The following is a 21,250-nucleotide window of genomic DNA, read 5'->3' as shown; positions in this document are numbered from 1 at the left end:
CGATATCGTATCGAATATCTCTTCTTCATGCTGATTGTTCGCGTGCGATATGTCAACCGGTTGCATTGCACAAAAACGGTTGACGCAACGAACAGATCATGTTCCTATTTAGCCGTTACAAGTCCGATCCAAGGTTTGTCTTAACCTGAATTACACGGGGTTTGCTGGCGCGGTTTTCGGTGTGGGGCCGAATCCGGGCTGGCTTCTACTGGTGCGCGGGGGGCGTGCCGGGGCCTGCTGGTCCTGGCCGTGACATATCTGGAAAGGAATGTGCATGCGGATCCTCGTCACCGGCAACATGGGCTATGTCGGCCCTGCCGTCGTTCGGCGCTTTCGCGAGATTTACCCCGGCGCAATCATCGACGGCTTCGACAATGGCTATTTCGCCCATTGCCTCACCGGTGCGGTCCGCCTGCCCGAGCTGCTGCTCGACCGGCAATTTTTCGGCGATGTCCGTGAGCTCGATGAAAATGCTCTGAAGGGTTACGATGCGGTCGTCCACCTGGCGGCGGTGTCGAATGACCCTATGGGCAGCCGGTTCGCAGCGGTCACGCGCGCCATCAACCAGGATACGTCGGTTCGGATCGGCCGGATGGCCAGCGCGGCGGGCGTCCGCAACTTCGTCTTCGCGTCGAGCTGCAGCGTCTATGGCGTCGCCGAGGGCGGCCCGCGCCGCGAGGGCGATCCGCTCAATCCGGTGACCGACTATGCCTCGTCCAAGATCGGCACCGAGGCCGAGCTCGAGCGACTCGATGGCGATATGGTCGTCACCTGCCTGCGCTTCGCCACCGCGTGCGGCATGTCGGACCGGCTTCGCCTCGATCTCGTGCTCAACGATTTCGTCGCAGGCGCCCTGGCCGCAGGCGAGATCACCGTACTCAGCGACGGCACCCCTTGGCGGCCGCTGATCGACACGCAGGACATGGCCCGCGCGATCGACTGGGCGGCGACGCGCCCGGCCAGCAATGGCGGCCGCTTTCTGGTCGTCAATGCGGGGATCGACAGCGCCAACTACCAGGTTCGCGATCTCGCCAATGCGGTGGCGGCGGCGGTGCCGGGAACGACGGTGAACATCAACACCGAGGCGCCTGCCGACAGTCGGTCCTATCAGGTCGACTTCAGCAAATTCGCGGCGCTGGCCCCCCATCATCTGCCGTGCATCACGCTCGACCAGTCGATCGCAGAACTGGTTGCCGGGCTGAGCGCCATGGGATTCGCGGACCGCGACTTCCGGGCATCTCCGCTGATCCGCCTGCGAATATTGCAGGACCATATCGCCAGCGGGCGGCTCTCCGAGAGTCTGCGCTGGCTGCGTCCTTCCGACACCGCCGCCATCGCGGCCTGAGCGGAGGGATCATGCGCAAGATTGCCCTGCTCGCCGGCGGGTTCGGTACCCGTTTGAGCGAAGAAACCACCGTACGGCCAAAGCCGATGGTCGAGATCGGCGGCCGTCCGATCATGTGGCACATCATGAAGATGTACGCCTATCACGGTTATAAGGATTTCGTGGTGATCGGCGGCTACAAGGTCGACTTCATCCGCGATTATTTCCTCAGCTATCGCAGCCGCGCCTGCGACTTCACGATCGACCTCAAATCGGGCGCGGTGGACTGGCTCGAGGCGGTGGGCGAGGACTGGCGGGTAACGGTGGTCGACACTGGGATCGATACGCTGACCGGTGGGCGCTTGCGCCGCGCCCGGCACTTGCTCGAAGGCGGGCGTTTCGGTCTGACCTATGGGGACGGCGTGAGCAATGTCGATATCCCGGCGCTGGTCGCGACGCATGAAGCGACCGAAGCCTGGTGCACACTGACAGCGGTCACCCAGCCGGGGCGCTACGGCGCCCTGCGGCTCAGCGACGACCGCAAGCTGGTCCACGGCTTCCGCGAAAAGGGCGCGGCGGACGGCGGTCTCATCAATGGCGGCTTCTTCGTGTGCGAACCGGAGATGCTGGACCTGATCGACGGCGACCAGACCACGCTGGAGGCCGAGCCGATGGACCGGCTGATCGCGCACGGCAAGCTGGCCAGCTATCACCATGACGGCTTCTGGCAGAGCATGGACTCGCTGCGTGACAAGCATCTGCTCGAGGATTTGTGGGCGAAGGGCGACGCCCCGTGGAAGGTCTGGGAATAACGTACCGCCCGGGTTCAGGGAGAACAGGCGAATATGATCATAGTCGATACGGCCTTGCGCCGCCGCGCCGAGGAAGGACGCCCGATCCGCGTCGGTATCGTCGGCGCGGGCTTCCAGGGCGCCGCGGTCGTCCGGCAGGTCGTCACCGCGACGCCGGGTATGACGGTGGTGGCGTTGGCCAATCGTAACATCGCCCCGGCAAAGGCGGCGTTCGAGATGCTCGGCCTCGTTCCGCGCCCGTGCGATTCGCGTCTCGCGATCGAGGCGGCGATCGCCGCGGGCGTTCCAGCGGTGACCGAGGACGCGGTCGGCCTTGCCGAGGCAGACGGCGTCGACGTCGTCGTCGAGGTGACCGGGTCGATCGACTATGCCGCGACGGTGATCGTCGCCGCGATCCGCGCCGGCAAGCATGTCGTGCAGATGAACGCGGAGGTGGATGGAACGGTCGGCCCAATCCTGAAGGCCAAGGCTGACGCCGCCGGGGTGATCTACAGCTTCTCTGACGGCGATCAGCCGGGCGTGCAGATGAACCTTTTCCGCTTCGTCGCCGGGCTGGGCGTCAAGCCGGTGCTGTGTGGGAATATCAAGGGGTTGCATGATCCCAAGCGCAACCCGACGACCCAGCAGGCCTTTGCCGAGAAATGGGGGCAGAAGGCGGCGATGGTCGCCTCCTTCGCCGACGGCACCAAGATTTCCTATGAACAGGCGATCGTCGCCAACGGCACCGGCTTTGCTGTCGCGCGCCGCGGGATGATTGGACCAGACTTCTCCGGCGGGGACCCCACGTCCCCCCTGGTCCCGCTGGAGGAGACCGTCTCGGCCTTTGCCGATGCGCTCGATGGCGCGGCGACGGGCCTGGTCGACTATGTCGTCGGCGCGCGGCCGGGGCCCGGAGTCTTCGTGCTGGGCACGCATGACGACCCGCGCCAGCAGCATTTCCTCAATCTCTACAAGCTCGGCGCTGGGCCTTATTATTGCTTCTCGACGCCCTATCATCTCTGCCATTTCGAAGTGCCGACATCGATTGCGCGCGCTGCGCTGTTCGGTGACGCGGTGCTGGCGCCCGCCGGAGCGCCGCGGGTCGGGGTTATCGCGATGGCCAAGAAGCCGCTCCAGCCCGGCGAGCTGATCGGCGAACTCGGCGGCTATGAGGCCTATGGCGTCGCCGAGAATAGCGATGTGATCGAGCGAGACGGGCTTCTGCCGCTCGGCCTCGCCCTCGGCTGTACGCTGGTACGGCCGGTCGCGGAGGATCAGCCGATCGGCTGGGACGATGTGGCGGTTCCGCCGGGACGGCTGATCGATCGTCTCTACGCCGAGCAACGGCAATTTTTCAGCAACCAGCTTCAGGCGGCATGAGGACGCTCCATGATCTTTCACGAAACCACGCTCAAGGATGCCTGGCTGATAGACCTTCAGCCCTTTGGCGATGCGCGCGGCACCTTTGCGCGCACGATGTGCAGCAAGGAGTTCGCCGAGCACGGCCTGCTCACCAACTTCGTCCAGCAGAATATGTCGGTCTCCGCCGAGGCCGGGACGATCCGTGGCATGCATTATCAGCGGCCGCCCTATACCGAGGCGAAGCTGGTCCGCTGTGTGCGCGGCGCGATCCTGGACGTGATCGTCGACATGCGCAGCGGTTCGCCGACCTATCTGAAGCATGAAGGCTTCGAGCTTTCGGCGGAAAATCGCCGCCAGCTCTATGTCCCGCCGGGTTTTGCGCACAGCTTCCAGACGCTCGTCGGCGATATCGAGGTCAGCTATCTGGTGACGGCCCCCTATACGCCGGAGGCGGAGGGCGGGGTGCGCTACAGCGATCCGCTGCTCGACATCAGCTGGCCGCTGCCGGTTTCGACGATTTCGGACAAGGACGCCAACTGGCCGCTGATCGACCTGTCGGCGGAACCGCTATTCTGAAGCGTCGCGCCTCGGAAGCGGCGCCCCGCTGCCGCGCGGCTTCAGGCCGCGGCGACAAGCAGCGGCTCGGCCATCATCATGAAGGACTGCCAGCCGCTGGTGTCGATCGGTGCGTCGGCGGCCTCGATCGACGGGTGGAAGGCGATCCCGGCCAGCGTGCCCGCCGCGACGATCCTCGCCTTGCGGTACTGACCGGTCAGCAGCAGCTTCGCCGCCAGCTTCGCCTGGCGCGACAGATGGCGGGCGAAGGCGCCGGCCGACTGATAGCGGCGGACGTTATAGGCCTGGTTGCGCAGGAAATAATAATGATAGCCGATCCGCACCGGATTGGTCTCGGTGCGGATGTCGAGCCTGCCGTCGAGCTGGCGGACATGGACGGCGCGGCTGTTGCCGACCAGATAGCCGGCCTGCTCGCGCGTGATCCGCGCGGTATATTCGGTGTCCTCACCCCAGATGAACATCGAGGCGATCGGCAGGCCATAGGTGTCGAGCGTCGCGCGCGGCAGCAGGATCGACACGAAGGTCGCGCGCCGCACCGGCACCAGGCAATGTTCGAGCAACTCGGGCCAGTTCTGATAGGACAGGCTGTTCCGGCTCAGATCGATGTCGGGAACATTGGTGACGATGCCGCCCGGGGTCCGCGCGGTGGAGATGACGAAGGGCGGATCGAGGTCGCGGGCGCGCAGCAGTGCGTCGGCATCGATCAGCCGTTCGAGCGCATCTGGGTCGGGCATGACGTCATCGTCCATCACCCAGATGGCGTCGGCTTGCGAGCGATAGGCCATGCGCATGCCCGCATTGAAGCCGCCCGCCGCGCCGATATTCTTCGGCAGGACGTGCAACTCGATCTGGTCGGCCCAGTTGCGGGCGAGCATCTCCGCCGTGCCGTCGGTGCTGCCATTGTCGATGACGACGATGCGCTCGACGGCGACGGTCTGGCCCTGGATCGCCCGCAGGCAATCCTCCACCAGTTCGCGCCGATTATAGGTGAGAACCACCGCGGATATCGATCGCATAAGGCCTCCTGGTGAACGCATGGCAACAACGATTGATGGTGCATTACCATAGACGGGTTGATATTACAAAGCATAAAGAAAGAAATTATCTCTAACATGTGACATGGATCACGTTCAAAATGGATTTAAATCATGAATACTATTGATGTCGTTGTAGTGGGTGGCGGCGTCATAGGGTTGTCTATTGCGCGTACACTTTCTGTTTTCGGCCATGAAACGATTATCGTTGATGGGGAGCCGTTGCACGGTACTTGGACGAGTTCTCGTAATAGCGAAGTTATCCACGCGGGTATTTACTATCCGCAAGGATCATTGAAGGCGGCGCTCTGTACGCGCGGACGTGCGCTGCTCTACCGATATTGTGCCGATAATGGCGTGCCGTATGCGCGCACGGGCAAGATCATCTTCGCGGCCGATGCGGCGCAGTCGGCGCAGCTCGACGCTATACAGGCCGCCGCCGATGGAGCCGGGGTCGATGATCTGCGCCGTCTGTCGGCGCGTGACGCCGCAGCGCTTGAGCCCGAACTCGCATGCCATGAAGCCTTGCTGTCGCCGTCGACCGGCATCATCGATTCCCACGCCTATATGAACGCGCTGCTTGGCGAGGCGGAGGCGCATGGCGCAGTCTTCGCCGGCCAATCAAAGGTCACGCGGCTGTCGCGCCGGCCGGACGGGTGGGGCGTGCACGTCAATGGCGAGCGCGAACCGGCGGTGGCGGCGCGCATGGTGGTCAACGCCGGCGGGTTGGCCGCGCATGAGGTCGCGCGCGTCACCGACGATCTGGCCGACGATGATATTCCGGACGTCCGCTATGCGCGCGGCGTCTATTTCACCTATGCGGGAAAGGTGCCGTTCCGCCATCTGGTCTACCCGGTTCCGGTGCCCGGCGGCCTCGGCACCCACCTCACGCTCGACATGGGCGGGATGGCGCGGTTCGGTCCCGACGTCGAATGGATCGACGCGATCGATTACAGTGTCGATCCCGCGCGGGGCGAGCAGTTCCTGGCCGCGGCCCGGCTGATCTGGCCCGGGATCGATCCGGAAAAGCTCCAGCCCGGCTATGCCGGAATCCGGCCCAAGATCGGCGGCCCGGATGCGCCGGTCGCCGATTTTCGCATCGACGGCCCCGAGCGCCATGGGCTGCCGGGCCTGGTCAATCTGTTCGGAATCGAGTCACCGGGGCTTACCGCCTCGCTCGCCATCGCCGAGCTTGTTGCGGCGCGGCTGGACATCGGCACCTGACCGGCGGGCCGGTCAACTTGCGCTTCTGACGGGGTGAGCCGAGCGCGGGTTCGGGAACGCAGGACCGGCGTCGCGCATTTTTTTCCGATATGGGCGGATGACCGCACGATTTGCCTCGTGGCTATACCGCTTTGCAGCATGGGCCATTACCGCGCAGAAATAATGTAGTACATTCAAATAGTTGGGGTTGCGGGGTGTGCAATCGCGCCGTGTTGAGCTGGAAACAGGGTAGATGGAGTATCTCTTCCGATGGAATACCGCTCCTTTGCCGATCTGGCGGCGAGCATCACCCGCAACAGCTATCGCTTGCCGCATGACATCGACCTGATCGTCGGTATCCCGCGCAGCGGCATGCTCGCCGCGAACTTGCTAGCGACCCATTTGAATCTGCCGTTCGTCGATCTAGAAAGCTATCTTGCGGGTCTGCGCCCTTTTGTCGGGCGCACCGTACGCGACACCATGCGGGTCGACGGATCGGTCGCGCCGGATCGCGTTCTGGTGGTCGACGACAGCATATTGTCGGGCACATCGATGGCTGAAGTGCGCGAGCGCATCGAAGCCGAGCGCCCCGGCGCCGATATCACCTATTGCGCGGTCTATGCGGCGCAGGACGAACATCCCGAGATCGACGTCTGGCTGGAGGTCGTCCAGCATCCGCGCATCTTTCAATGGAATCTGATGCGCCACAACCGGCTCGCCGATTCCTGTTTCGATATCGATGGGGTGTTGTGCCACGACCCGGCGGATGAGGATAATGACGATGGAGAACGTTATCAGCAGTTCCTTCTGAATGCTCGTCCGCTGCTCCAGCCCGGGGTGCGCATCAAGCATCTGGTGACTAGCCGTCTCGAAAAATATCGCACCGAGACTGAAAACTGGCTGCGCGAGCATGCCGTCGACTATGAGCATCTCTGGATGCTCGACGGCGTCACCGCCGAGGAGCGGCGGCGGCTCCGGCTTCACGCCGTCCACAAGGCGAAGGTCTATTGCCGCACTAATGCCTGCCTGTTCGTCGAAAGCGACGATCGTCAGGCCGAGGAAATCTCCGAACTCAGCGGGCGGCCGGTGCTTAGCGTCGAAGGGCAGCGGATGGCCTGGCCGTCGACGCGCACGGAGGCCGCGCGTCAGCGTTTCCAGCGGGAGAAGGGGAACGGCCGCGCCGGCGGGCAGGGCCTGCGGCACAGTGTCGCGCAAATGGTGAAAGGTTCGCCGCTGGGCGCGGCTTTCGTCCAGCGCCTGCGATCCTTGAGAGTCTAGCGCCCGGCTCTGCCCAGTGGCGCCGCGGCGGAAATCGTTCGGGCGCGACGATACGGTCGGATGATGCGGTAATGCCTCGCCGCTCCCAAACATCCTGCTGGGGCGGTTCGGTCGCGATCTGGCCCGCCGATCATTTCTGAACGCGCCATTTCGAAGAGCAATCCATCAAGGCCAAGTCGGCGCTGCGGGGCTTCATGAGCGGGGCCGGCCCTTTGCTGACGATCGTCACAGCCGTGAAAACCTTCGCCGTGACGCCGCTCTCCTACGCGGCGGTCGAGCTGCCGGTGCGGGCGCTGGGCCAACGAATCGGGAGCCGGCGCGAGACTTTTGAGGAACGCGAGAGCATTCAGAGCGCCCATCCAAGAGGGCGCTGACTGGACTAAGGATATTCATGCTGCGGCGCGGCGCAATTTGGCCACCACACATCGCACCGCTTCCGCAATAGGTCGTTTGGAATATTCATCAGTCGCTCAATGGCAAATCGGTAAAACCCCCTAGTGACTGTGGAACGGTGCAATAGAACTGTTATTTTTTTGAGATTTTTATTTATTTCGGAAGGAACAAAACCGAATATGCAAGATATATTGTATTTTCCGAATATAAGCATGGTAAATCTTAATTTTATCGGGGTGTTAGAAAAGATATTGGAAAGATCGAAGTGATTGTTCCATTGCCATTGAAAAAATATGGGCCAGATTTATTTTCGATAACGCTGGAATATTGATCGTAGCCTGCTTCATCCAATCTGGATGAAAATGAACGCTACATTGAAGTGTACTGTATGTGACTTTTGCGCTTTGTTGACAGCGTCATGGCCTGACCACACTCTCCTCTGGACCTGCTTGGGCGCTTGTCGCCCAAGCCCGGTCATTGTGTGTGGAGTATGGAGGTTGGAAATGCCCAAAGCCGACTATGAAACCCCTGAGCTCACTGAAGTGGGTTCGTTCGAGGCGGTGACTCAGGGGGGTGCCGACGGCACTGTTCTGGACGCTGCATTTTCCTCTGGAACGCCCGTCTCGGATCTGACTTTTTCCTGATCCTGTCGACGTTTCGAAAAAGGCCAACTGCGGGTCATCCCGCAGTTGGCCGCCACACACCCATAGTCTGATCGGATCAGGGACCATGCCGCTCGCCATGGCGATACCAGCCTCTTCGGTCATCGTGCCGGGTCAGGACGTTGTTTCCTGCGATCTGGACGGCGACGCCGTGCTGCTCGATCTCGAGACCAGCCGCTATTTCAAACTCAATCGTGTCGGCGCGCATATCTGGGAGGCGCTGGGTGGAGGTGCATCGGTCGGCGAGGTGCGCCGTTCGGTCATGGAGAGCTTCGACGTCGATCCCGATCGGTGCGTTAGGGATGTCGACAATCTGCTCGCCGCTCTGCGCACGGCCGGACTCGTCAAGATCAACGATGTTCCGGTTGCGTAGACGCGTGGCGCTGGCCTGGCGTCATGCCGGGCTGCTTTTGCACGCCCTGTCGGCTGTCGCGGTCATCCGCCTGGGCTTGCGGCTGATCGGTTATCAGCCGCTGCTGCGCAGGATCGAGCGTGCTCGCCCGGCGCGGAAGCCCGCCGGCAACGTCCACCTCGCCATGTGGGCGATCCGCCACTCCGCCCGGCTGGTGCCCGGCGCAACCTGCCTGACCAAGGCGCTGGCGGGGCAATATTTCTGCGTCCGCGCCGGACATCCCGCCATCGTGCGAATTGGGGTGCAGCGCCGTGAGGGGCGTGTCGCGGCCCATGCTTGGCTGGTCGACGATCATGATGTCCTGATCGGCGGACAGGAAGAGGATCTGGCCGGGTTCACGCCGCTGGTCGACCTGCGGGGCGCCGCCCGATGAGCGCCTTCGCGGGGCTGTTCCGGCGCGATGGCGCGCCCGTCGCCGCACATGGTGCGGGCGCGATGGAGGCCGCGTCGCGGTCCCGTGGCCGGCTATTCTGGCATCATCGCTACGACTGGGCGGCGGGCGCATCACGGCCGCTCGCGGGGCGGGACGACGCGGCCCCCGTCGTGGTGGCCGCCGACGTTCGGCTCGACAATCGCGACGAACTGGCGGCTGCCCTTGGTTGCCCTGCCGAGACGTGCGAAGCCGGGATCATTGCCGCCGCCTATCTGCGCTGGGGCGAGGAATGTCCGGCAAAGCTCGCCGGCGATTTCGCCTTCATCGTGCATGACCGCCGGCGCGACATGCTGTTCTGCGCGCGCGATCATCTCGGCGTACGTCCCTTCTACTATCATCTCGACGATCGCCTGTTCGCCGCCGCGACCGCACCGTCGATGCTCACCGCCATTCCGGCGATCGGCGACGATCCCGATGAGGCTGGGATCGCCAGCCTGATGGCCGGCGGCTACACCGATCGCACCACCACCGTCCATCGCGGCATAGAGCGGCTGCCGCCGGGCCATGCGCTGCGCGTGACGCGGACGGCGTCGCACGTTACGCGCTTCTGGAGCCCGGCCGATGTGCCGCCGCATAGCCAGTGCGATGCACCGGAGGCGTTTCGTGCCCTGTTCCACGACGCCGTTCGCCGTCGTCTGGAACCGGATTCGGCCGGGGTGATGCTGAGCGGCGGGCTCGATTCATCGTCGGTCGCGCTCGAGGCTGCCTCGATCCGTCCGGTGCGCACCCTGTCCCTGACCCTCGACGGCACGGCCGGCTGGAACGAGCGCCCGTATATCGAGACGGTGCTCGATGCTGGCCGGTTCGACGCAGACTTCATCACGAGCGACGATCATGATCCGCTGGCCGAACTGCCCGGCCTGCTCGCCGAACAGGACGGGCCGTTCATCGCCTACAACGCTAGCCTGTCGCGGCGGCTCTACGCACGTGCGGCGCAAAGCGGCGTCGGCGTGCTGCTCGACGGGCATGGCGGTGACGAGGTCGTCTCGCACGGTCTCGGTCGGCTCAACGAGCTGGCGGCGCGTGGCGATTGGCGCAGCCTCTGGCGCGAGGGCGCGGGGATAGCCGGGATATATGGCGCTTCGCGCTGGCGGATAGTGTCGCCCTATCTCAGCCATAATCGCTATGTGCGCGCGGCGCGTTCTCGTTGGGACAGCGCGCGGGCGGTACTGGGCCATGAGCGCGGAGCATCGGCCGCCGGGCTGGTCGCCGCTGCACTGGCGCGGCGCGTCAGCCTGTCCGACCGGCTCCACAAAATGCCGGCCCGCCGCTCGGCGCGGCATAGCGAGCGCGACTTGCATGTCGAAATCCTGTCTGCGCCGCAGCAGGCCTATGGTTTCGAAGTGCTCGACCGGATGGCGGCCGCGGCCGGCGTTGCGGCTCGCTATCCTTTCTATGATCTGCGGCTGGTCGAGTTCTGTCTCTCGCTGCCGTCGCACGAGAAATTGGCAGACGGTCTGCCGCGGCGCGTCCTGCGCGAGGCGATGAAAGGCACGATGCCCGACACGGTTCGCCTCCGCCTCGACAAATATGACTTCGCCCCTGCGCTTGCCGATGCGCTGCTCCGCCGCCGGCTGGCGCTTTGCACACTCATTCGCGACAACCGGACGGGAGTGGGCAGCTATGTCGACATGGATGCCGCCCGCGCCGCGCTGGCGAAGCTTCTCGACCAGGGGCGGCGGGTGGATGGAAGCTCGCTGTTCGCGGTGTGGCGGACGGTGATGCTCGCGCTCTGGCTGGACCGGCGCGGCGCCGCGGCCGATGCTTGGGCGGAGAGGGCCGCGTGAAGATGCTCAGCCAGGAAGACGTCGGCAGGGCCGCGACGATCCAGCAGCCGCCCGCCACCGAATATTTCGCCTTCGGTCTGACGATCCGCTCGCACATCGCGCTGCCCGAGCTCTCGCCTTCGGAACTGACCGGACGTGAGCCCGATCTTACAGTCGGCCTTGCCCCTTGCGGCCGCCCGCCGCCTCCCCGCGACGCAGGCGTCGTGGTCGATCTCGATCCATCGGGCCGGCATTATCTCGCCTGGCCCGGCGTCGCCGCCTTTCGTTTCGACGGCCTGCGCCGCATCGATGTCGAGCCCTATCCCGGCGTGCCGATGTCTTTCCTGGCCTTTCCGCTGCTCGGCCCAGTGTTCGGCCTTCTGCTTCACCTGCGCGGGCTCGCGGTGCTGCATGCCAGCGCGGTCGAGATCTATGGCCAGACGGCGGCCTTCGTCGGCGACAAGCTGGCGGGCAAGTCGACCACAGCGGGAGCTTTCATCCGCGGCGGGCACCGCCTGCTGACAGACGATCTTCTTGCGATCGATCTTGTCGATCCGATTGTTCCTCGCATCCTTCCGGCCTTCGCCCAGCTCAAGCTATCCGACGAGAGCTCCACCGCCGTCCCGCTGGCCAACGCCGAGGCGTTGCCGCTCGCCTATGACGGTTTCACCAAGAGGCAGTACCGGCTCGCCGCTTCCTCCTTCTCGCATCGCCAGCTGCGCCTCGATCATGTGTTCATCCTCGACCGGGGCGGGGACATGCCGGCGATCGAACCGCTGCATGGCTTCGACGCGCTTGGAGGACTGATGCGCTTCTCTTATGTCAGCCGCTTCGGCAAGGCCTTGCTCGAGGGCCGCAACGAGGCCGACCATCTCCAGCGCTTCGCCCGCCTGAGCCGCCAGATCGCCGTGTCGCGATTGCGGATCCCGGCGGATCTTTCCCGGCTCGACGAGACCGTCCTGCTGATCGAGACCATGATCGGGGAACGCTGAGATGATCGGGCGGATTGCCGATTTCGGCCGTTTCATCGTCCGCCAGACGCGTGGACGTGCCTTGCTGGCATTGCTCTTCCTTATCCTCGGCAGCCTTACCGAGGGCGTTTCGATCCTGCTGCTGATCCCGCTGCTCCAGCTGGCGGGGCAGGGCGGCGGCGGCGTGACGACCGGTCAGCTGCCGTTGATCGGATCGCTGCTGGGGCCTGGCATGCATATAGCGCTCGTCCCGTTGCTCGGCTGCTTCCTCGGATTCGTCATCATCCAGGCGCTGTTCTCGCGCTTCCGCACCGTGCAGATGGCGGAGATGATGCAGAGCTGCGTCGATGATATCAGGCTGCGGCTGTTCGGCGCCATCGGATCGGCGCGGTGGCGGCTGATCGCCCGCACCCGCGCTTCGGACATCCAGCAGGCGCTGTCGGGTGACATCGAGCGGATACGCGCGGCGACCTTCAACCTGCTGCTGCTGTCGCAGGCGATATTGATGGTCGGGCTCTACGCCGCGCTGGCCGCGGTCATATCGCTGAAGATGACCTTGTTTGCGCTGGCGGTCGGCGGCACGGTTCTGGCCGCGCTTTATCCGGTCCGCCGCCGGGCGGCCCATTTCGGGGAAGTGCTCACCGCCTCGTTGCGCCTGCAGCAGCAGACGGTGTCCGAGTTCCTCGGCGGGATGAAACTCGCCAAGGCCTATAATGCCGAGGCCGGTTATGTGGCGCGGCTCGCCGCGATGCTGGGCGATGTCCGCCGCGAGATGATCCACTATGCCCGCGCGGCGGCCAACGGCACGCTGGCCTTTCAAGTCGCCGGGGCGGTTGCGGCGGTCGGATTCATCTATGTCGCGGTGGCTGTCCTGCATCTGCCCCTCGCGCGAATCGCCGTGCTGCTGTTCCTGTTCGTGCGGATCGGTCCGCGCTTCACGATGATCCAGGATGCCATTCAGCAGCTCCTGTCCAACCTGCCCGCCTTCGACAGCGCGCGGGCGATGACCGCGCGCTTCGAAGCCGATCGGGAAAGCGCGGACGAGGCGGACCAGAGCGCGCTGCCGCCACTGCGCCGGGAAATCCGCTTCGATGGCGTCAGCTTCCGCTATCCCGATGGCGATGGCGATATATTGCGCGAGGCGAGCTTCGCAATTCCGGCTGGCGAAATAACGGCGATCGCCGGCCCGTCGGGCAGCGGCAAGAGCACCATGGCGGACATCATCATGGGTCTGGCCGAGCCGAGCGCGGGCCGGGTGCTGATAGACGGGCGGCCGCTCGCCGCCGCCCGGTTGCGCGCCTGGCGGTCGCGGGTGGCCTATGTGCCCCAGGAGGTTTTCCTGCTCAACGACAGCATCGCGGCCAATCTCACGCTCGCTGCGCCCGGCGCTTCGGAGCAGGCGATGTGGGCGGCGCTGGAAGCGAGCGGCGCGGCGGGCTTCGTCCGGCAACTGCCGCAAGGGCTATATACGGCCGTCGCCGATCGCGGCATCCGCCTGTCTGGCGGCGAACGGCAGCGCATCGCCTTGGCACGCGCATTGCTTCGCCAGCCCGATTTGCTGCTCCTCGACGAGGCGACGAGTGCGCTCGATCCTGAGAATGAGCGGCTTATCGTCCAATCGCTCGAAGCCCTGCGCGGCACGATGACGATCGTCACCATAGCGCATCGCGCGCAGATGACCACTCTCGCGGATCAGCTGATCACCATAGAACCGCGGCAAGCGGAGGGAGAGAATGGCGATCGAAGCAGGGTTGTCGCCTTCCATCCGGCGCAGCACGCCGCGCGGTCCGCGAACAGGCCGGTGTCGCATGGCGAGTGAGAGTATCTTCGTCGGGGGTTTGCGGTCCGGCGGCGATGCCGCCGTCCCCAGCGACAGCATCAACGAGCGTCGGGACCGGTCGGCGCGACAAGCGGCCGCCGGGCAAGATATCTGGCTTTCGCCGGAGATAGTCGACCATGCGCCACAGCGTCATGCGCTTCTCCGCCTGCTGGCGGCGGCGATCGACGGTGTCGCTCGGCCGGAGCCGTGGCTCGACGAACAGCTTGATTGGGATGCACTGATCACGACGGCGGCTGCGGGCAGGTTGCTGGCCCATGTCTATCATGGCGCGATCATCTGCGGGATCGATGCGCCACGGTCGCTGCGTGAGGCGGCGCGGGGTTTCCGCGGCAGGAGCCTGCTGGTCAACAGCGTCAACCTGTCGACGATTCAGCGCGTCAGCGGCGCGCTCGACCGCGACGGTCTGGCCTTCGTGGTCATCAAGGGGCCGTTGCAGTTGCACGCGCTCTATGGCGATTATTTCGTTCGGCCGTCATCCGACATCGATCTGCTCGTGGCCCGCAAGGATTATGATCGCGCTGCGCGTGTTCTGTCGACGCTGAACTATCAGCCTGCCGATCGCTGCCGATCGCGCTGGTGGACGCATTATCTCGGCGAGCAGCATTTCATGGCGGACGACAAGACGCTGGCCACGGTGGACCTGCATCACCGCGTTCAGCAGCCCGGCTGTCCCGCGCCGCGCGAACTGCAATCCTATATCGATGAGGCGCGCCGCGTCGCTCTCGGCCATGCCGCGGTGCCGGTGCTGTCCCCGGTCCACGCCTGCTTGCTGACGGCGGTCAGCTTCGTGAAGGCCGTCTACCACCGTGAGCATTCGATGCGCTACCTGTGTGATTTCGCCATGATGTTGCGGGCGATGAATGAGACGGATTGCGCCAGCTTGCGGCGGACCGCCGAGGCGCAGGGGCTGTGCAACCAGCTGATCTTTGCGTGGCGCTGTGCGGCCGATCTTTTGCCGGTGGCTATGCCGCTCGTTCCTCCGCGGCAGGAAGCCGCTCTGTCGCGTTCGGAAATGATAGGAGAAATCGTCCTGTCGCCCGACAGCTCCGGCATCGTCTGGCCCAAGCGGCGCGAGTTGCTGTGGCATCTGTGCGATCCGCGCGGACCGTGGGGGCGGGTGGGCCCATATCTGCGGGAGGCCAGCTTCGCCGCCGCCGCTGAGTTGAGCCGCCTCCGTAACAAATAGAGGCGAATCGTTTTGACCGTATAAATATTACACCACGGAAATCATATAGAGCACGGCCTGCCACGCGTCCGGAACGAGCTGTCTTAAAAGGAAGGCCTGTTTAGACCTTCGTACAAACATAGGTGCACTCAGCAAGGTTTTGTTAACCTTGAAGGCACTGTTGGAGATCGCGAAGCAAGGAGCGATCTTCATGGCGAATTCAAGAGTTTTCATTACCACAGACTTGCAAATGATTTCGGGCGTAAATCTGATTGACGGCGATAAAGATGATGTGCAGTCGCTGATCCATTCGCTCCTCTATCAGGATAAATATGAAATCGTCGGTATCGCTTCGAGTACTTCGGCGCATCAGCCAGGAAAGAACAGTGCCGACCTTATTCATCGTGTTATCGACACTTATGCAAAGGATCGGGACGCCCTTGCCGCGCATGGCAGCGGGTTCAAGACAGCCGATCAACTTCATGCGATAACCTATCAGGGCACGAAATATCTCGCCGGCAGTTCGGGGCTGGTCGCGCCGACCGCCGCATCGGCGGCCATCATCAAGGCCGCGCGCGCCGCGGAAGACGACGGCGTGCCGCTCTATGTCACCGCGTGGGGCGGTGTGGGCGATATCGCCCGCGCACTCCACGATGCGCCGGATATCGCCGACAATATTCGCCTGCTGTCGGTCTCGGGCAAGGTGCAGGAACCCAATGCCCATGCCTATATCTCGGCGAAATTTGCCGGCAAAGGCGAACTCTGGTGGATCAACGAGGCAAGCACGCACAGGGGCGTTTATGGAACGCCCGACAGCAGGGATCCGATTTCGGATGCCTGGGCGCTAGCCAACGCCAAGGGCCACGGCGCCCTTGGCACCATGTTCTATGACAACACCCAGGACGTGCGCGGCCTGGGCGGCACCGTCGACGGGATGAAGATGGGAGACTCCCACACGATCTTCTACCTGATCGATTCTGCGAAGAACGATGATCCGACTGCGGAAAGCTGGGGCGGCGAATATCGCAAGATCGGCGACAAGCTGTGGACCGACCGTACTGACGGCGCCTTCAACTGGACGACCACGACCACCAGCACCAACGGCGCGCATACGATCTATGAGGATCGTGCGGCCTGGACCTCGGATTTCGCCAAGCGGCTCGACTGGCTGAAGGACACGGTGTCGACGACCGCGCCGATCGCACCCACGACCAGCAAGGTCGGAACCAGCGGCAATGATTCGATGCTCGGCACTTCGGCGAACGACACGCTGTCGGGCGGGGCGGGCCATGATACGCTCGACGGAGCAGGAGGCAGCGACCGCATGGCCGGCGGCACCGGCAACGACGCCTATTATCTGCGCCAGACCGGCGATGTGGTCGTCGAGAATGCCGGGGAAGGCACCGATCTGGTCCATGCCTATGTTAACACCACGCTGTCCGCCAATGTCGAGAACATGAATCTGCGCACCGCGGCGTCGATCAATGGCACCGGCAACGGGCTCGCCAACAATATCAGCGGCAACAGCGGGCGGAACGTCATCGACGGCAAAGGCAGCAACGACACGATCTACGGCGCCGAAGCCAATGATACGATCATCGGCAATACCGGCAACGACCGGCTCGCCGGCGGCACCGGCAATGACCTGTTCATTTTCCGGGCCGGGGACGGAGACGATGTGATTACCGATTTCGTGGCGGGCGGGACCGACGATCGCCTGCAGATCATGGGGTACACCCACTATGATGCGAAGACTCAGGTGGGCGCCGACACGCTTCTGACCTTCAGCGACGACAGCATCCTGCTTCGCAACGTTGACGCTCGCGACCTGACAGGTGCCGATTTCCTGTTCGCCTGAGCGAAAAAGGCGTGAAAGGGAGGGATCATGAATTTCGTTTCGGATTCGTGATTTCTCCCTTTTTTTCAATGATTAAACTCGGTTCGTCGCATTTTATCCCCAATTCCGTAGCGAAATCGTTTCGCCCTTAGTGCGCTTTAACGTTTGATAAACCAGACGAGTTCATCCAAAAACCGACCTTAACGGGTGGGCTAACATGATCTATTCTGGCGAAATCGTCGGGGATTCTTCCTCGTTTACTTATTCTATTGGTACGGTAGCGAAATATATTGTCGAGCAGCCGGGAGGCGGCATCGACAAGGTCATTGCGCAAACCAACTATGTTCTGCCGGACAATGTCGAAAACCTGGAAATCTGGGGCGCCTATGCCGGGGTCGGCAACGGCCTGGACAACCGTATCATCGGCAACGGTGAAGCCAACCAGCTGGAAGGGCGCGGCGGCAACGACATCCTGACGGGTGGCAATGGCAGCGACGTTTTCATCTTCGGTCCGGGATCGGGCCGGGACGTCATCAATGATTTCAAGGCCGGAAATGCCGACGACGCCGACACCATTCGGCTGACTGGGCTGAGCAATTTCAAGAGCTTCGATGCCGTTGTTGGCGCGATGACTCAAAACGGCTCGGACGTCGTGCTGCGTCTGTCGGCCAATGATGCGGTGACGATCAAGAATACGAGCATCGACGGCTTCACCGCCTCCAATTTCCAGCTGCCGCTCGATATGTCGGGGATGCAGCTGACCTTTTCGGACGAGTTCAACACGCTGAATCTCTGGAATGGTGACAATAGCGGCGGCGTCTGGAAGACCTGGTATGGCGGCGGAACCTACAAAAGCGGCCTCGACAACCGCACGCTGCGCGGCAATGGTGAGCTCGAAGTCTATGTCGATCCGCAGCTGAAGGGGACCGGGACGAGCCCGCTGGGCCTCAATCCCTTCTCGCTCGACAAAGGCGTGCTCACCATCACCGCCTCCAATACCTCCGCGGAAGCCGAAACCGCGCTCTGGGGCTATGACTATATGTCGGGGGCGTTGACGACGCGCGGCACCTGGGGCCAGACCTACGGCTATTTCGAGGCGCGGCTGCAGCTGCCCGACGACAAAGGCGCCTGGCCGGCTTTCTGGCTCATGCCGACCGACGGCAGCTGGCCGCCCGAGATCGACATCATGGAGGCCTATGGCAACGAGCAGGCCGTCCAGACGCTCCATACCAAGGAGACCGGCGTCCACACCCAGTCCTACACCAAGACGTTCGTCGATGGCGCGACGACGGGCATGCACACCTATGGCCTGCTGTGGACCGAGGATTCGCTGACCTGGTATATCGACGGAACGGCGGTGAAGACCGCCGAAACGCCCGACGACATGCACAAACCCTTCTACATGATCGTCAACCTGGCGGTGTCGCCGGGGACGACGGGCTCGCTGTCGTCCGAGTATAAGGTCGATTATATCCGTGCCTACAGCCTGAGCGAGGCTCCTTCGGCGGCGCCCTCCGCTCCGGCTGCTCCAGCAGCGCCAGCGGTGCCGGGGCAGGGCACGACGGGCGACGACGTGCTGGACGGCGACAGCGGGCACAATCAGATCATGGGCGGGGCGGGAGCCGACACGATCCACGGCGGCGCCGGTAACGACCATCTGTTCGGCCAGTCGCCCAATGGCGGTGCCGATGCGGCCGACCTGATCTATGGCGAGTCCGGCAGCGATTATATCCAGGGCAATGCCGGCAACGACACGCTCGACGGCGGCGACGGCTCCGACCGGATCAATGGCGGCGCGAACGACGACCTGATCCATGGGGCGGCGGGCAACGACAGCGCCAACGGCAATCTCGGCAACGACATGATCTATGGCGACAGCGGGAACGACCTGCTGCGTGGCGGACAGGGCAACGATACGCTGAACGGCGGCGACGGCAACGACACGCTGTCGGGGGATCTGGGCGTCGACCGGCTGACCGGCGGCGCGGGCGTCGATCTGTTCGTCTTCACCGGGCCGGGATCGCCGATGGCGACCCCCGATGTCGTCACCGACTTCCAGGACGGCGTCGATCATCTGTCGATCGGTTACCTGCCGGTGGCGGTATTGACGGGGGCGGCGCAGACGACGCTGGAATCAGCGGCGAGCTGGGCGCAGCATCTCTTCGACGACCATGCCGGGACCGGCGAAGCCGCAGCGATCAGGGTCGGGACCGACACCTATCTCTTCTATGCGGGCAATGGCGGCGCGACGGTCGATGCGGCCGTCAATCTCGGTGCGATCGATCCGCTGGCGATCAGCGTGGCGGACTTCCTGTAAGGATCGCCTGGGTGCCGGTGGATTATTCCACCGTCACCGATTTGGCGAGGTTGCGCGGCTGATCGACGTCGGTGCCCTTGGCCACCGCGACATGATAGGCGAGCAGCTGGACCGGGATCGCATAGACGATCGGCGCAATAAGCGGGTGGACCTTGGGCATGGTGATCGTCGCCATGCACCCTTCGCCCGCTGCCTGGATCCCGTCATAGTCGGAGATCAGCACCACCCTGCCGCCGCGCGCCTGCACCTCCTGCATGTTCGACACGGTCTTGTCGAACAGCGGGCCTGACGGCGCGATCACGATCACCGGGACATTCTCGTCGATCAGCGCGATCGGGCCGTGCTTCATCTCGCCCGCGGCATAGCCTTCGGCGTGGATATAGCTGATTTCCTTGAGTTTTAGCGCGCCTTCGAGCGCAAGCGGATAATCGGTGCCGCGGCCGAGGTAGAGCACGTCGCGCGCGCCTGCGATCGCGCCGGCCATCGCTTCGATTGCCTCGTCATAGGCGATCGCGCCGTTGATCGCGGCGGGCGCTTCGGACAGATGGCGGACGATTGCCTTTTCCTCGCCCGGCGAGAGGCGGCCCTTGGCGCGAGCCAGATTGGCGGCAAGCGCGGCGAGCACCGCGAGCTGGCAGGTGAAGGCCTTGGTCGAGGCGACGCCGATTTCCGGCCCGGCATGGGTGGGCAGCAGCAGGTCCGCCTCGCGCGCCATGGTGGAGGTGGGGACGTTGACCACCACCGCGATCTTCTGCCCTTCCGTGCGGGCATGGCGCAGCGCCGCCAGCGTGTCGGCGGTCTCGCCAGACTGGCTGATGAACAGGGCGAGCCCGCCTTCCTCCATCACCGGCGCGCGATAGCGGAACTCCGAAGCGACATCGAGGTCGACGGGCACGCGGGCGAACTGTTCGAACCAATATTTCGCGACCATGCCCGCGTAGAAGCTGGTCCCGCAGGCGACAATGGTGACGCGGCGGATCGCCGACAGGTCGAAATCGGGGACGGGGAGGGAGACCTGGTCCTCGAGGCGGCGAACATAGGATTTCAGCGTCTGCGCCACGACGATCGGCTGTTCGTAGATTTCCTTAAGCATGAAGTGGCGGTGGTTGCCCTTGTCGACCGACAGGTTCGACACGCCCGAATTGACCACGGCGCGCTCGACCGGTAGGTCGTCGCGGTCGTAGATCTGGGTCTTCTCGCGGGTGATGACGACCCAGTCACCTTCCTCCAGATAGGCGATCTGCTGGGTCAGCGGGGCGAGCGCGAGCGCATCCGAGCCGAGATAGCTTTCGCCATTCGCGCCATAGCCGACGACCAGCGGCGATCCTAGGCGCGCGCCGATCAGCATGTCGGGGTTCTGCCGGAACAGGATGGCCAGTGCGAAGGCGCCGTGCAGGCGCTTGAGGTTGGTCCGCACCGCCTCGACCGGGTCCATGCCGCCTTCGACATCGGCGGAGATCAGATGGGCGACGACTTCGGTGTCCGTCTGGCTCTCGAATGTGCGCCCCTTGGCGATCAGTTCGTCGCGCAGCGGTTTGAAATTCTCGATGATGCCGTTGTGTACCAGCGCGACCTCGCCGGTCGCGTGCGGATGGGCGTTGTCCTGGGTCGGCGCGCCATGGGTCGCCCAGCGGGTGTGTGCGATGCCGATGACGCCGGGCAGCGGCTCGGCGGCCAGCTTCTTCGCCAGATTGTCGAGCTTGCCTTCGGCGCGGCGGCGATCGAGCCTGCTATCGTGGATCGTGCAGATGCCCGCCGAATCATAGCCGCGATATTCGAGCCGACGCAGCCCTTCGAGCAGTCGGCCCGCCACGTCTTCCTTGCCCAAAATGCCGATAATGCCACACATCGACCAACGCCCCACCAAACCGGATCACAATGCGCTC

At 63.9% G+C, this 21,250-nt stretch carries 18 protein-coding genes; 16 read left to right on the top strand and 2 right to left on the bottom strand.

The features are described from left to right. Positions 1-274: 274 nt before the first annotated feature. The 4 genes from ASE00_RS05665 to rfbC are packed head-to-tail and all read left to right on the top strand — an operon-like array spanning position 275 to position 4,053. Positions 275-1,345 (top strand): NAD-dependent epimerase/dehydratase family protein, encoded by a 1,071-nt coding sequence (locus tag ASE00_RS05665; protein ID WP_056378167.1) that lies wholly within the window; start codon positions 275-277, stop codon positions 1,343-1,345. A gap of 11 nt (positions 1,346-1,356) precedes the next feature. Beyond that, on the top strand, positions 1,357-2,136 hold the full coding sequence (rfbF, locus tag ASE00_RS05660) for a glucose-1-phosphate cytidylyltransferase (RefSeq protein WP_056378166.1): 780 nt from the start codon (positions 1,357-1,359) through the stop codon (positions 2,134-2,136). Positions 2,137-2,169: 33 nt separating this feature from the next. Continuing rightward, positions 2,170-3,495 (top strand): NAD(P)H-dependent oxidoreductase, encoded by a 1,326-nt coding sequence (locus tag ASE00_RS05655; RefSeq protein WP_056378165.1) that lies wholly within the window; start codon positions 2,170-2,172, stop codon positions 3,493-3,495. 9 nt (positions 3,496-3,504) lie between these two features. Beyond that, entirely contained in the window at positions 3,505-4,053 is a 549-nt protein-coding gene (gene rfbC, locus ASE00_RS05650; protein WP_056378164.1) for a dTDP-4-dehydrorhamnose 3,5-epimerase, read from the top strand. A 41-nt stretch (positions 4,054-4,094) separates the two neighbouring features. On the opposite strand, the gene ASE00_RS05645 is transcribed toward rfbC, so the two are convergent. Further along, positions 4,095-5,069 (bottom strand): glycosyltransferase, encoded by a 975-nt coding sequence (locus ASE00_RS05645; protein WP_082594478.1) that lies wholly within the window; start codon positions 5,067-5,069, stop codon positions 4,095-4,097. A gap of 132 nt (positions 5,070-5,201) precedes the next feature. Here ASE00_RS05645 and ASE00_RS05640 point away from each other — a divergent pair, with 132 nt between their 5' ends. The 12 genes from ASE00_RS05640 to ASE00_RS05585 all read left to right on the top strand — a co-directional run bounded on the left by ASE00_RS05640 (position 5,202) and on the right by ASE00_RS05585 (position 19,364). Continuing rightward, positions 5,202-6,311: an NAD(P)/FAD-dependent oxidoreductase gene (locus ASE00_RS05640; protein ID WP_056378162.1), complete on the top strand. Its 1,110-nt coding sequence runs from the start codon at positions 5,202-5,204 to the stop codon at positions 6,309-6,311. 249 nt (positions 6,312-6,560) lie between these two features. After that, positions 6,561-7,568 carry a phosphoribosyltransferase family protein gene (locus tag ASE00_RS05635; RefSeq protein ID WP_056378161.1) on the top strand — a complete coding sequence of 336 codons (1,008 nt, stop codon included), beginning with the start codon at positions 6,561-6,563 and terminating at the stop codon, positions 7,566-7,568. A 212-nt stretch (positions 7,569-7,780) separates the two neighbouring features. Continuing rightward, positions 7,781-7,942, top strand: a complete 162-nt coding sequence (locus ASE00_RS05630; RefSeq protein WP_156405282.1) for a hypothetical protein — start codon at positions 7,781-7,783, stop codon at positions 7,940-7,942. 522 nt (positions 7,943-8,464) lie between these two features. Then, the gene (locus ASE00_RS23305; protein ID WP_156405281.1) at positions 8,465-8,605 is read left to right on the top strand and encodes a lasso RiPP family leader peptide-containing protein; all 141 of its coding nucleotides are present in this window, start codon (positions 8,465-8,467) and stop codon (positions 8,603-8,605) included. 97 nt (positions 8,606-8,702) lie between these two features. Continuing rightward, positions 8,703-8,996 carry a PqqD family protein gene (locus ASE00_RS05625; protein WP_056379352.1) on the top strand — a complete coding sequence of 98 codons (294 nt, stop codon included), beginning with the start codon at positions 8,703-8,705 and terminating at the stop codon, positions 8,994-8,996. Then, complete coding sequence (locus tag ASE00_RS05620; protein ID WP_235538540.1) at positions 8,989-9,408, top strand: lasso peptide biosynthesis B2 protein; 420 nt, start codon at positions 8,989-8,991, stop codon at positions 9,406-9,408. Before ASE00_RS05625 ends, ASE00_RS05620 begins: the two co-directional genes overlap by 8 nt. After that, positions 9,405-11,255 (top strand): asparagine synthase-related protein, encoded by a 1,851-nt coding sequence (locus tag ASE00_RS05615; protein ID WP_056378158.1) that lies wholly within the window; start codon positions 9,405-9,407, stop codon positions 11,253-11,255. Before ASE00_RS05620 ends, ASE00_RS05615 begins: the two co-directional genes overlap by 4 nt. A 2-nt stretch (positions 11,256-11,257) precedes the next feature. Further along, the gene (locus ASE00_RS05610; protein ID WP_235538594.1) at positions 11,258-12,226 is read left to right on the top strand and encodes a serine kinase; all 969 of its coding nucleotides are present in this window, start codon (positions 11,258-11,260) and stop codon (positions 12,224-12,226) included. A gap of 1 nt (position 12,227) precedes the next feature. Then, positions 12,228-14,024 carry an ABC transporter ATP-binding protein gene (locus ASE00_RS05605; protein WP_056378157.1) on the top strand — a complete coding sequence of 599 codons (1,797 nt, stop codon included), beginning with the start codon at positions 12,228-12,230 and terminating at the stop codon, positions 14,022-14,024. After that, positions 14,014-15,231 carry a nucleotidyltransferase family protein gene (locus ASE00_RS05600; RefSeq protein WP_082594476.1) on the top strand — a complete coding sequence of 406 codons (1,218 nt, stop codon included), beginning with the start codon at positions 14,014-14,016 and terminating at the stop codon, positions 15,229-15,231. The genes ASE00_RS05605 and ASE00_RS05600 overlap by 11 nt, the downstream gene beginning before the upstream one ends. Before the next feature lie 190 nt (positions 15,232-15,421). Next, positions 15,422-17,068: a nucleoside hydrolase-like domain-containing protein gene (locus tag ASE00_RS05590; RefSeq protein WP_082594475.1), complete on the top strand. Its 1,647-nt coding sequence runs from the start codon at positions 15,422-15,424 to the stop codon at positions 17,066-17,068. A gap of 196 nt (positions 17,069-17,264) precedes the next feature. Continuing rightward, on the top strand, positions 17,265-19,364 hold the full coding sequence (locus tag ASE00_RS05585; protein ID WP_056378153.1) for a family 16 glycosylhydrolase: 2,100 nt from the start codon (positions 17,265-17,267) through the stop codon (positions 19,362-19,364). Between the two features lie 22 nt (positions 19,365-19,386). Here the strand turns inward: ASE00_RS05585 and glmS are convergent, their stop codons facing one another. Continuing rightward, positions 19,387-21,213 (bottom strand): glutamine--fructose-6-phosphate transaminase (isomerizing), encoded by a 1,827-nt coding sequence (gene glmS, locus ASE00_RS05580; protein WP_056378152.1) that lies wholly within the window; start codon positions 21,211-21,213, stop codon positions 19,387-19,389. Positions 21,214-21,250: the final 37 nt, after the last annotated feature.

Source organism: Sphingomonas sp. Root710 (assembly GCF_001429065.1).
GTDB lineage: Bacteria > Pseudomonadota > Alphaproteobacteria > Sphingomonadales > Sphingomonadaceae > Rhizorhabdus.
The sequence above is the reverse complement of the archived record's forward strand: the minus strand, read 5'-3'. Positions and strand labels throughout refer to the sequence as shown.